Genomic DNA, 11,776 nt, shown 5'->3' on the forward strand with positions numbered 1-11,776 from the left:
CTGCTAAAATAGATTTAATCTTATTTTTGTTGATATATGGCTCTGTTGATAAAGAATATTGATCATCGTTAATAATATCATTAATTTTTAATAATTCTAATCGATTCATCATTGTAAAAATTAAAAAAAGATCATTTTTTAGATCAACTTGACTAATATTTTCTCCATAAAAAAACTGGTTTTGATTAAGTTTATCATGAAAATTAGTTATAAACAAATAACAATGATCTATATTAAAAGTATCATACATAGCTTTTAGTGATAGATTAAATTGCTCATCAACTTCTGAATTAATTTTTATAAAAAGGTTAGAAATATAAGTCACTAATTTTTCTAATTTTATTTTATAATTTAGTCTATTATTAATTATTTCTATTTCAGAAACTCTTTGATTAACTCTTTGTTCTAATTCTTGATTTAAAGTTTCTAATTGTAACTGTGCTTCTTTTTTTTCTTCAATTTTTAACTCTAATTCTTGATTAATAATAGCTAGTTTTTCTGGGCTAGGTAAAGCTAATGCCATAGGAATAATAGGGAATAATTCCAAAGCTGTTAAAACAGAAATTAATGCTGTTAAAGCCTTCATTAAACCTGATAACCAATAAACAGGATACCACAGAGTAATAATTCCTATGGTATGAGTTAAACCACAGCAAAGGATAAAACCACTAAAAAGCCAGAAAATTTTACTAAAAGGAATATCATTTTTTTTACTAGTAAAATAAACTAACATTATAGGTATAGAAAAATATGCCAGAGAAATCAATAAATCGGAGAGTAAATGTAACCAAACAAGGGAAGGTTGCCACAGATAACAATGACCATGGGGGATATAATTGTTAGAGATAAAAATAGCCATAAATAAATAGATGGTAAAATTAATTGTCTGTTTACATGAGTGAAAAGTAAGAGATAAGAAGTAATCAAAATTGTAGGTTATTTTAATTATTTTTAAACTATACAATAAATATATTTTGCTAATGATATTTATTAATTAATCAGGAAAAATAATATTGTAAAGATAGATTAAGTATATTTTTTTTGAGAGCTAACAGATAATAAAATTTAATAATGTATTGTTAGCTACACAAGGATTAAGATCAAAAACGGAAACATGAAAATTATACTCGTGGAAGATGATCAGCGATTAGGAAAACTGATTCAAGATTATTTAATTCCTGAATCTGAAAAAGTTGATTTAGTCAATACAGGAATTGATCTTAAAGAAAAATTAGATCAAGAAAATTATGATATTCTAATTTTAGATGTGATGTTGCCAAAAAAAAACGGCATTGATATTTGTCGAGAATTAAGATCAAGCGGTGTTAATATAGCTATATTATTTATTACGGCTTTAAATAATCAAATAGATAAAATGAAAGCCTTTGAATCTGGTGCTGACGATTATTTGATTAAACCTTTTGATTTTCAAGAATTATTAGCAAGAATAAAAGCATTAACAAGAAGAGAAACAAAAATAAAATCTTTAAAATTTTCAACTTTGGAGTGGCACAATTTAATCATGATTCCTGAAGAAAAAAAAGTAAAATATGAGGATAATGATTTACATTTAACTCCTACAGAATTTAAAATATTAGAGATTTTTTTAACAGCACCTCAAAAAGTTTACAGCACAGATAATATTATTGATAAATTATGGGGTATTGATACTATTCCTACTTATAATACTTTAAGAACTCATATTAAATCACTGCGCAAAGAATTAACAAAAGTTGGGTTACACAAAGATTTTATTGAAACCATTTATGGAGTGGGTTATAAACTTAAACCATTGGAAGAGAAATCATCTGAAAATATGAAAATAAAATCAGCATCATTAACTGATAATCAGAAAAATAATCAAGAAAGAAATTATCAATTACCTTCCCAGAAAGAAGAAAAATTACAGTCTTTAATTGAACAAATGTGGTTAGAAAATCAAGATAGTATTTATGAAGATTGTCAACAGTTACTAGATTATATGGAAGGAAACAATAATCTTAGTATTGAAAACGCTATTACTATTACCCATAATTTTGCAGGTTTTTTAGGGAGTATTGGTTATCAAAATGCTAGTAATATTGCTAAAAAGATTGAAAATTTATTTAAAGATAATCGTCTTAATATTCAAGAGCAAAAAATACGATTAAAGATAGTTAATTTAATTAATAGTTTACTACAAAACTTATTTCCTAATGGTGAACCAATTTTACAAAAAAAAAAGACAATATTTAATAAAAATAATATAAAAATATTAGTTATTGATGAAGATATTAAATTAGCTAATCAATTAATTATGTTCATAGAAAATCCTCAAATATCTCTGAGTTTTTGTCACAGTATTTCTTCCTGTAAAAAATTTTTACATGATCAAGTTTATGATTTAGTAATTTTAGAAACAAAATGGCAAAATAATATCATTATAAATGATTCTATTTTTAATTTACTAAAAGTGAAGAATAAAAATACTAAAATAATTATTTATAGTAAAGATGATAGTTTAGAAAATCGATTATCTTGCTCAAAATATCCTATTAATGCTTTTTTAAGTAAAACTAATTCTCTTGAAACTTTATGGCAAAATATCGAAAATATTTTAAAGGAAAATCAATCTGATTCTATCGTCAATCCTTTATACAATATCTTAATTATTGATGATGATGTCAAATTTACTGCCGTTTTAAAAGAAAAATTAAAAATATATGAGTTACCTTTTAACATAAATATACTTTCTAAAAGTGAAACTTTTTTAGATGAGATTAAAAAAATCAAACCAGAATTAATTCTTCTCGATTTAGAAATGCCAAAACTTAACGGATTAGATATATGTAAAATTATCAAAAAAGATCCGTTATTGCATTCAATTCCCATTATATTTTTAACTAGTAATTTTGTTCCTGAAATTATTACTCAATTTGTGGAGGCAGGTGCCGATGACTTTATCAGTAAATCAAAAATTGATTTTGAATTATATCCCCGAATTTTAACTCACCTTAATATTGATAAATCATAAATGAATCTTCTCTATTTTTCAGAAAATATTTACAGAGTTTTTTTATGAGTAAACTACTGCAAAAAATTATGGGTGGTGCATCGCCCTACCTTCATACTAATTCCTAATTCTTGATTCTGAATCAGGAGAATAAAACTAAGAATAAAATTTAGCAATATCTCCTAAACTTTTAGCGATAATTCCATCACCTTTAGCCATCATTTCCCAATCATCACCGACACGAGTTAATTCTGCCATAATCATTCCTGTTTTTCCTTCATAGCCATTATTAGAAAGAGTATAACGGACAATTTCTTGATTATTAGTCATATTTACTAAACGTACAAAAGCATTCTCAACTTGTCCAAAATCTTGCTTTCTTGTCATAGCTTCATAAATATTTACCACAAAAACTAGCTTACTAATATTACTAGGAATTAAAGGTAAATTTACATTAATTTCTTCATCATCACCATCACCAGCGCCTGTTAAATTATCACCTAAATGATTAATAGCAGAAGAATAATGACGTAAATTACCAAAATAAACTATTTCATTATTAGACTTAAGTTTATTCCTTGAATCTAAACAAAAAACAGAAGCATCTAAGTCAAAATCAGCTTGAAATAAACCTCCTAATAAACCACTTTTTTTTGCGACATCCCAACCCAAACCGCACATTAATTGTTGTAGTTTTGGTGCTTCTTTTTTGAGAGAAATTTTTTGTCCTTTTTGTAAATTAATAGCCATAATATTTAGTTGATAGTAATTTGTGAAAGTAGCTTAATATATTAAGCCCAATAGTTGATAGTTAATTCCTCATTTCTAACAAGGGATTTAAACCCCTTGCTGATTCCTAATTCTTAATTCCTTCTTACTGATAGCGATTAAGTAAGGATTCCAACCCCCCTTGATAACCGGCACCAACGGCATTCATGCGCCATTCACTATCTTTACGGTAAATTTCTGCCATGATTAAAGCAGTTTCGATAGAAAAATTTTCTTCTAAGTCGTAGCGTAAAACTTCCTCTTTGGTTTCCACATCTACTAGTCTGACAAAAGCATTTCTTACCTGCCCGAAATTTTGTCTTCTTTTTTCCGCTTCATGAATAGTGACAGTTACGACAATACGAGCGACATCTGCGGGTACTTTGCGTAAATCCACGATAATCACTTCATCATCGCCATCGCCTTCACCCGTAAGATTATCACCCATATGTTTGACGGATTTTTCAGCATCTGGACTGGTAAGATTATTATAAAAGACAAAATGCTGATCAGAAATTAGTTTTTCTTTCGAGTTTAACAAAAATACGGAAGCATCTAAATCAAAATCGTAACCTGTATCCGTCACGTTTGTATCCCATCCTAACCCAATAAATGCCGCTGTTAATCCAGGGGCGATTTTATCTAAAGATACTCTTTGCCCTTTTTGTAATGAAATTGCCATAATTTGTTTTATTAATTTTTACTCTACTTATATATCAGTCTTATTTTTCTATTTTATGCGTTCTTCAGAAAATATTTCAAAAGAATATAAATATAGTATATCTCACAAATTTTATTTGTAGTTGTTTTCAGTTACAATTGTTCACCATAGTTTTTTTATTGAATAAGCTAAAACGCATTTAACTTACATTTTTCCCTAACTTCTAACAAGACAAAAGGATGGCGCCTCTTGCTACCGTGAGAGAGTCGCCCTAAAAGTCACCCTTTAAGCCTCCCTTTCAAAACCGTGCATGAGACTTTCACCTCCCACGGCTCCTCCTCGCTTTTTTTTTTCGGTATTACTTTCATTCCTATAGATCCTTACACTCATTAAAAATGGTATTCAAGGCTTAACAGAATTACTTAACACTTACTCAGACTGAGGGTGATACGTCTGCATATCTTCACCATTACAGTAAAGCATTCGCTTCTGATCACATCTTTCTCTAATTCCCTTACGCTTCACATCTGACTACTTGTTGAATAGACATCGACCATAATTAAAAATGCAATCAATTCTAATAAACTATTTATGAATTTAGGCCATGTTTTTAATGATCCCTGAGTTAAAATCAGATTTTTTGGAGAAGTCTAATAAGTATAAACAAAAAGAGAAAAATTAGAGTTACTTTGTTCCGATGTCACTTTTCACGATGCTTTTAGATTGAGGTAAGAAGTCCGGAGGCATTATTGACTGCGTTTTCAAAGGAAAATATTGGAAAATCCGATCCTCTTTGAGATTTTGTCTGTGGTTTATCAGCCGATTTAACCACTTGGAAGTGACGAACCAAATCCTCTTAGATTATTTCTTAACCATGAGCATCTACCCTTGGATAGTTACCAGATTCGACTTCTAGCTATCCCCTTTTCTTCTAGCTTCCCACCATGATGATGTTACTTCAGAGCAGGTAGAAGAGAGAGTCGATTGGCAGTACAATGGAAAGAATTTAACCTTCAAGAGACATCAGTTATTCAGATTGATAGGTTCTGAACGGGTAGATTTCATTATGATAATGATTAGCACCCAACGAATCGCACTTTTCCCTTTTCCCTATTCTCACCAAAAATTTATGATAAAGATCTAAGATCTAAGTCAAACTAAGGTTAATTAATGTAGGAATTTTTTGATATTCATGGGTGATGATTACTCCTTTTTCTGATAAAGACTCCGTAATTGATGTTAGAGATAAAACCTGATTTAAGTATTGAGGAATTTGATCTGTTATAATTTTTGCTTGACCATTATTTATTAAAGATTTTAGATTATTTGGATCTAAAAAATACAGAATAATTGGCTTATTTTTTACTTGTTCTAAAGCTGTGATAAATTTTTCTTTATTTATAGTGGAAAAATCACTAATACTAATTAAAATTACTTTGGTTAAATCATTTTGATTTAAGGTATTTAACCATAATTCCCAATTAATTTCAATAAAATTAGCATTTCCTAGATTAATGATAATTGATTCACCTAAATTATTTTTTTGTAATAATAAAGCTAATTCATAACTAATTATACTGTCACCATAGTTAATAATACCAACATTACCTGATTGATAAATATCAGCATTTCTGACTCCACAACATAGTTTCTCAGGGATTAAAATACCGGCTTGAGAAGTGCCTAATATTTTAATATTTTTACTATTAGCTTTTTGAAAAATTTTAACTAAGTCTAAAGGAGGAATATTTTCTGAGTTAATAATTATTTGTTTTATTCCTGCGTCTATGGCTTCATAACTGGCATCTAAAACATTATAAGAATGACTAAAAATAATAGTAGTGTTTATTTCTGGATATGTAGCGATCGCTTCTGTAACTAAATCAAAAACAGGAATATTTTTAATATTTATTTCCACATATTCATCGGCAACACCAGCAATAAAATTAAGATTATCTAAATTAGATTCTTGTAGATAAGTTAATGCTTTTGGTTGATCAATACCCTGTATTAATACCTTGTGATCAAAATTCCACATCATAAAATTTTCTTTATTTTAAAATAAACAATTCATTATTAACAATACCTTATTACTTATTACTCATTACTTACCTAAAGGCGATGGCAAAATACATTTTTGGGATCAAAATTTTGCTTAATAATTCTCATCATTTTTAAACCATTACCCGTATAACCCCAAGTTTCAATTTGTTTTTTTAGATAAATAGGAGCAGTTAAAATTGATAAAAAACCTCCTTTTTCTTGACAAAATTGACGTAAATTTATTAATTGATGACTTTTTATGCCATTATTAAAAGATATTTTTCCGATACCACTACTAATATTAATTAAACCAAAACCGTCTATTTTTTCAAGGAAATTAATTGCTTCTGTAGGCAAAATACCAACTTTACAAGTAACCGTGTTATCAAAATCTGAATAATAAGTTTTTTGAGGTAAATCTTGCCAAAGCTGTAATTCTGATTGATTTTCATAGGTTTGGGTGGATAAATTAAGCGGTTTACACCATGCTTGTATTTGCAATGATTGTTGTCTGACACTCTCAGTTATACCCTGAAAACGGACGATTAAACCAAATCCGAAACCGAAATCAAAGATTTTGACTAAAGACTCTGAAATTAAATCTGCCGCTGTTGGCGTTAAACCCGAAGCCAAAACAGTTTTTTGTAACTGATAAATCGATTCTTTTTCTCCTGTTATCACCAAAGTTAGAGAATTTTCAGGTAATGGAAAAGTCCGAAAAGTAACATCAGTAATAATTCCTAAGTTACCATAAGAGCCCGTAAACAATTTCATCAAATCATAACCGGCGACATTTTTAACCACTCTTCCTCCTGCTTTGGCTTCCTTACCATCTCCCCGTAAAAAAGAGATACCTAACAATAAATCCCTAACCCCTCCATAGCGTTGTCGCCAACTACCAGTATTTGCCGTTGCTACAATGCCACCAATGGTAGCTGATTCAGGAAAACAAGCATCAATTGGTAAAAATTGCCCTTTTAAAACCAAAATATTTTGTAAATCTTTAATTTTCATTCCCGATTCCACTGTTACGGTTAAATCATCTATACTATGATCAATAATACGATTAATTTTACGGGTACTAACCATGACATCACAATTCTCAGGCAGTTTTCCCCAATGAATTTTTGTGCCGTTGCCAATGGGTAAAATTACCCACCCATGTTCAGAACAAAGAGTTAAAAACTGTGATAATATAGCTTTGGATTGGGGAATAACTAAGTAGGGTGGGAGATATTTTTTCAGGATTACTTGATTAATTCTTTCTTCCTCCTTAGAAAATTGATTCCATTCAAGAATTTCTAAAGAGTCACCTTTAATATTACTAAGTTTATTCTGGATTTCTTCTAAATAACGGGTAGAAAAATTTTTATTCATTTTAAATGGTATTAATAAAATATTTGTCGATAATCTGATAACTTGAAGTATCTTAAATTTAGTTAATATAAATCAAGATAATTATGATCAATTTTGAAAAAAAAGTATAATTTATGAATTTTAGTTTATAGTTTATAATTTATAGGGCCACGATCAAAAGATTTAGTTATAAACAGTTTAACTTAGTCTTAAAAGATCAATAGTAACATTAATTTTGTATTGATGAAATGATTTCTAGCATCAGTTAAAATCTTAAAAAATTCCTAAGTTTTTATCTATTGGACAGTACAAAATAATAAAATCAAAGTATAGTAAAATTTACCCGTAAAAATGACAGTTTCAACTTCCGAAAAACTTGAGCCAGCATGGCATATTATTATTTACATGGCAACGATTCATTTAATCGCTTTATTTGCATTTTTGCCAAGTAATTTTAGTTGGAGTGCCGTAGGAGTAACCTTATTCTTATATTGGCTTACTGCTTGTGTTGGCATTACTTTAGGTTATCATCGCTTAGTGTCTCACCGTAGCTTTGAAACCCCCAAATGGTTAGAGTATTTTCTCGTGTTTTGTGGTACACTAGCCTGTGAAGGTGGACCGATTGCTTGGATTGGTTTACACCGTATTCATCACAAATATTCTGATCATGATGGCGATCCTCATGATTCTAACAAAGGTTTTTGGTGGAGTCATATGGGTTGGATGTTTGTCAAAAATCCAGCTAATAAGGATGTTCCTAAATATACAAAAGATATTCAAAACGATCCTTTTTATATATTCTGTGAAAAATATTTTATTCCAATTCAAATCGTATTAGGTTTATTCCTCTTTTGGTGGGGTGGATGGTCATTTGTCGTATGGGGTATTTTTCTTCGTTTAGTGTTAGTCTTCCATGTAACTTGGTTCGTTAATAGTGCTACCCATAAATTCGGTTATATAAGTCATGAATCTAATGATTATTCTCGTAATTGTTGGTGGGTTGCCTTATTAACTTTCGGCGAAGGTTGGCATAATAATCATCATGCTTTTCAATATTCTGCCCGTCATGGTTTAGCCTGGTGGGAAATAGATTTAACTTGGTTTACCATTAAAATTTTAGAGTTTTTCGGTTTAGCAAAAAATATCAAACTAGCCCCCATTTTAAAACTAAGTAACAAAAGTATTAAGTCCCTAAACAATTTAAATTAATTGATTTTTCTTCCCGATAAATTAAATAAGGGAAGTTTTTTTACTTGAAAATGGGATTCATAGAGGATAATTAGGTTGAATAGACACTTACGAATTCACCTCAGTTCGACAAAACATAATCTCTCTGTCGCCTGTCAATGAGAGGCAGTCATCACCTATTTTTAGTTAAATCGAACTCAGGTAAATTCTGTTGGGCTTTATTTATCAACCTAATCGAGAATAATATCTATAAACTAGTATAGTTTAAAAAAAAAGTAATGTAATTTAATAAATATGGTAGATAATTTTCTCGGTAAATTAATTCGGACTGATTTTGTGAGTAATGTAGAATTAGATGATATTTCTACTTATGATCTTGGCTGTGAATTATTAAAACGTTTAGAGGTTGAATCTGACAATCAATCGTTATCTCACAATGAAATTAACTTATTTTCAACTTTAGAAAAAATTCTCAATCAACGGTTAGAAATTTTTGAAAATCGTTTTTCTTTAAAATGGTTACGGGGACAATTTTATGCTAGTTATCATTATTGGCAAAATCATCAAATTCCCCTTAAAGATGCCACTTATATAGAAATTGGTGCAGGTGCAATTAATCCTTTTAGTTTCATGTTTTTATATTTAATGTTAGGGGCGAAAAAATGCTTTTGTTTAGAGCCTGATTCCTTAGTAAATAAACCTTTAATTCTTAGCAATTTAGCTGAAACTGTCGGTAAATTATTAATTAATCCAAAAGGTGTTATTCTCAATTATCCCATTACTAAAGAAGAAATTATCTCTAATATTTCTACTTTTAATTTAAGTGCTTTATTAAAAGGAAAAGAGGAAGGATTAGATTCTGAAAAATTAGTTTATCTTCCTGAATCTTTATTTAACAATAGTATTCCTAATGAAACGGCTGATGTCTTGATAACTGTTAGTGTTTTGGAACATTTACCAGATCTTGATTTATCCCTTCAAGAAATAGGAAGAATTACTAAAACAGGAGGATATGGATTGCATAACATAGATGGAATGGATCACGAATACTATCAAAATTCTAATATTCATCCTTTAGATTTTTTAAGAGTTGATACTGATGAAAAAATAGTCGGTGTTTGTAATCGAATTCGCCCACTTAATTTTATTGAAATTTTTGAAAGAAATGGCTTTAAGGTGTTAGAAGTTAGACCTTATAATAAAATGGAAATAAGTTCAGATTTAAGAAGCTCTTTTGCTGAACCTTTTCGCTCTATGGATCAAGATTTATTAGAAGTTATTCAAGCATATTTTTTAGTTCAAAAAACATAAAATGACAGAATAAGAGAGTTCGATGCCAAAGGCACACTGCTTGATCGAAATTCAAACAAAAAAAGTAGCTATATTTCAAGCTACTATTAAGATTTTTTTGCTCTAAAATTTAAAATTTACTTAACCATTTTTGTAAATGTTCAATGGAATTAAAATCTAAGAAATCTTCAGCTAAAGTTTCTAAATCATCAATATTTAAGGCTTTTACTTGACTTTGTAAATCTGCATTAATTACCCCCAATTTCTTAGTTAATTGACGAATAATTAAGGCTCTTCTACAGTAGTTATGATAAATCTTCAAGATACAGCCCAGTTTAATAAGATCCTTCGCTGAAAATTATCAAAATTTGTCATGCCATAAGCTCTTCTCTTAATCAGCTTAATTTTTTGATTAATTCCTTCTACAGTACCTTGACTTGTTCGATTATCAAAATAAGCTAATATTTCCCCTATCCACCTCCTTATGGTATCGCAACTTTTAGGAAAATATTGTTGTGCTGACTTTATCCATTCTCCTATTTTATCTAATGCTTCTTCTTCTGTTATTTCACTGTTAAATATGTCTCGCCAAACTTCTTTGTAATCATACATTTCTATTAATTTTGGAGTTACTTTTTTGACTTCTTCTAATTTCTGTTTTTCCGCACTCTTCACTAAAAACTTTATGACAATTTATACATCGAAATTGACGACGATTGACATTTAAAAAGACATGGTAAGAACTCATCGGTATATCTCTAATACGATAATAATGATCTTGATGAACTTTATTAGTAATAGTATAACAATGAGGACAAGTAGATTGTGATGTTTGATTCGATAATGTAATTAAAATTTCCTTATCAGTAATAAAATGGTAATCAGTCGCTTTGACTCCCTCAAAATTAATAAGTTTAGTAATAAGATGAAGAGAGGAATTAGAAGGCATAAGATAAAAAAATTATTTGAGATAAAAAATTGACTAACTCTTTTAATAGTTAAAAGCAACATAACAACGATTTAAAAGCATTGATAGCTTAATTTCTATAGAATTTTAGCATTTTTTCACTTTGTTTTTATCTTTAATTTGTCATACTCACTGTAGAAGAGCCATAATTAATTCTTTATCTCGATCGATTCTTTGCTGATAGTGGCTAAAGCCACCACTACAAACGTTACATAACGACAAGATCAGCATTAGTCAAGGCTAAACCAGTATTTAAAGTGGCAAATTGCACCGCCGCCGTTGCACCGCTACCATCCACATCAAAGAATAACCCTCCCGTACTAGAATTATAGAAGAAACGATGAGCCGAAGTAGTAGCCGATGAACCAATGGTAAACTGAGTTAGTAATAATGTACCAGTTATTAACCCACCGCCAAAACCACTACCTAAAACTCGAAGGGTGTCATCGGTTATATTAAAGTCCGTAAGACGATCAATTCCTTCAGAAGTAGAATTAAAACGGAATGAATC

General features: G+C 29.4%; 10 protein-coding genes and 2 pseudogenes. 3 read left to right on the top strand and 9 right to left on the bottom strand.

The features are described from left to right. Window positions 1–859, bottom strand: a pseudogene (locus FWJ34_RS14380) (hypothetical protein); the annotation flags it as partial. Window positions 860–1,114: 255 nt separating this feature from the next. Between FWJ34_RS14380 and FWJ34_RS14385 the strand changes: the two are divergent. Then, on the top strand, window positions 1,115–3,013 hold the full coding sequence (locus FWJ34_RS14385; RefSeq protein ID WP_308256025.1) for a response regulator transcription factor: 1,899 nt from the start codon (window positions 1,115–1,117) through the stop codon (window positions 3,011–3,013). A gap of 135 nt (window positions 3,014–3,148) precedes the next feature. On the opposite strand, the gene FWJ34_RS14390 is transcribed toward FWJ34_RS14385, so the two are convergent. From FWJ34_RS14390 to FWJ34_RS14405, 4 genes are all read right to left on the bottom strand, one after another. Further along, window positions 3,149–3,742, bottom strand: coding sequence for a TerD family protein (locus FWJ34_RS14390; protein ID WP_308256026.1), 594 nt, complete (start codon window positions 3,740–3,742; stop codon window positions 3,149–3,151). 124 nt (window positions 3,743–3,866) lie between these two features. Next, window positions 3,867–4,442 carry a TerD family protein gene (locus FWJ34_RS14395; RefSeq protein ID WP_308256027.1) on the bottom strand — a complete coding sequence of 192 codons (576 nt, stop codon included), beginning with the start codon at window positions 4,440–4,442 and terminating at the stop codon, window positions 3,867–3,869. Between the two features lie 1,126 nt (window positions 4,443–5,568). Beyond that, on the bottom strand, window positions 5,569–6,462 hold the full coding sequence (locus tag FWJ34_RS14400; RefSeq protein ID WP_308256028.1) for a hypothetical protein: 894 nt from the start codon (window positions 6,460–6,462) through the stop codon (window positions 5,569–5,571). A gap of 71 nt (window positions 6,463–6,533) precedes the next feature. Beyond that, entirely contained in the window at window positions 6,534–7,841 is a 1,308-nt protein-coding gene (locus FWJ34_RS14405) for an FAD-binding oxidoreductase (protein ID WP_308256029.1), read from the bottom strand. Between the two features lie 330 nt (window positions 7,842–8,171). On the opposite strand from FWJ34_RS14405, the gene FWJ34_RS14410 reads away from it, so the two are divergent. Together FWJ34_RS14410 and FWJ34_RS14415 are read left to right on the top strand one after the other, a co-directional pair. Next, window positions 8,172–9,029, top strand: coding sequence for an acyl-CoA desaturase (locus FWJ34_RS14410; protein WP_308256030.1), 858 nt, complete (start codon window positions 8,172–8,174; stop codon window positions 9,027–9,029). A gap of 273 nt (window positions 9,030–9,302) precedes the next feature. After that, entirely contained in the window at window positions 9,303–10,319 is a 1,017-nt protein-coding gene (locus tag FWJ34_RS14415) for a methyltransferase domain-containing protein (RefSeq protein WP_308256031.1), read from the top strand. A 109-nt stretch (window positions 10,320–10,428) separates the two neighbouring features. Here FWJ34_RS14415 and FWJ34_RS14420 read toward each other — a convergent pair whose 3' ends face one another. The 4 genes and pseudogenes from FWJ34_RS14420 to FWJ34_RS14435 form a co-directional block, all read right to left on the bottom strand. After that, window positions 10,429–10,620, bottom strand: a complete 192-nt coding sequence (locus FWJ34_RS14420; protein WP_308256032.1) for a DUF4351 domain-containing protein — start codon at window positions 10,618–10,620, stop codon at window positions 10,429–10,431. Next, entirely contained in the window at window positions 10,617–10,910 is a 294-nt protein-coding gene (locus tag FWJ34_RS14425) for a transposase (protein ID WP_308256033.1), read from the bottom strand. The genes FWJ34_RS14420 and FWJ34_RS14425 overlap by 4 nt, the downstream gene beginning before the upstream one ends. Further along, complete coding sequence (locus tag FWJ34_RS14430) at window positions 10,903–11,247, bottom strand: transposase family protein (protein ID WP_308256034.1); 345 nt, start codon at window positions 11,245–11,247, stop codon at window positions 10,903–10,905. The genes FWJ34_RS14425 and FWJ34_RS14430 overlap by 8 nt, the downstream gene beginning before the upstream one ends. A 226-nt stretch (window positions 11,248–11,473) precedes the next feature. Beyond that, window positions 11,474–11,776, bottom strand: a pseudogene (locus FWJ34_RS14435) (calcium-binding protein); the annotation flags it as partial.

It is taken from the genome of Geminocystis sp. GBBB08 (assembly GCF_016743215.1).
Taxonomy (GTDB): Bacteria; Cyanobacteriota; Cyanobacteriia; order Cyanobacteriales; family Cyanobacteriaceae; genus Geminocystis.

What these genes read in the sequence shown, in the direction of transcription:
- FWJ34_RS14400 (WP_308256028.1), bottom strand. Translation starts at nt 6,462, where the DNA reads ATGATGTGGAATTTTGATCACAAGGTATTAATACAGGGTATTGATCAA.
- FWJ34_RS14410 (WP_308256030.1), top strand. Translation starts at nt 8,172, where the DNA reads ATGACAGTTTCAACTTCCGAAAAACTTGAGCCAGCATGGCATATTATT.
- FWJ34_RS14405 (WP_308256029.1), bottom strand. Translation starts at nt 7,841, where the DNA reads ATGAATAAAAATTTTTCTACCCGTTATTTAGAAGAAATCCAGAATAAA.
- FWJ34_RS14395 (WP_308256027.1), bottom strand. Translation starts at nt 4,442, where the DNA reads ATGGCAATTTCATTACAAAAAGGGCAAAGAGTATCTTTAGATAAAATC.
- FWJ34_RS14425 (WP_308256033.1), bottom strand. Translation starts at nt 10,910, where the DNA reads ATGTATGATTACAAAGAAGTTTGGCGAGACATATTTAACAGTGAAATA.
- FWJ34_RS14385 (WP_308256025.1), top strand. Translation starts at nt 1,115, where the DNA reads ATGAAAATTATACTCGTGGAAGATGATCAGCGATTAGGAAAACTGATT.
- FWJ34_RS14390 (WP_308256026.1), bottom strand. Translation starts at nt 3,742, where the DNA reads ATGGCTATTAATTTACAAAAAGGACAAAAAATTTCTCTCAAAAAAGAA.
- FWJ34_RS14430 (WP_308256034.1), bottom strand. Translation starts at nt 11,247, where the DNA reads ATGCCTTCTAATTCCTCTCTTCATCTTATTACTAAACTTATTAATTTT.
- FWJ34_RS14415 (WP_308256031.1), top strand. Translation starts at nt 9,303, where the DNA reads ATGGTAGATAATTTTCTCGGTAAATTAATTCGGACTGATTTTGTGAGT.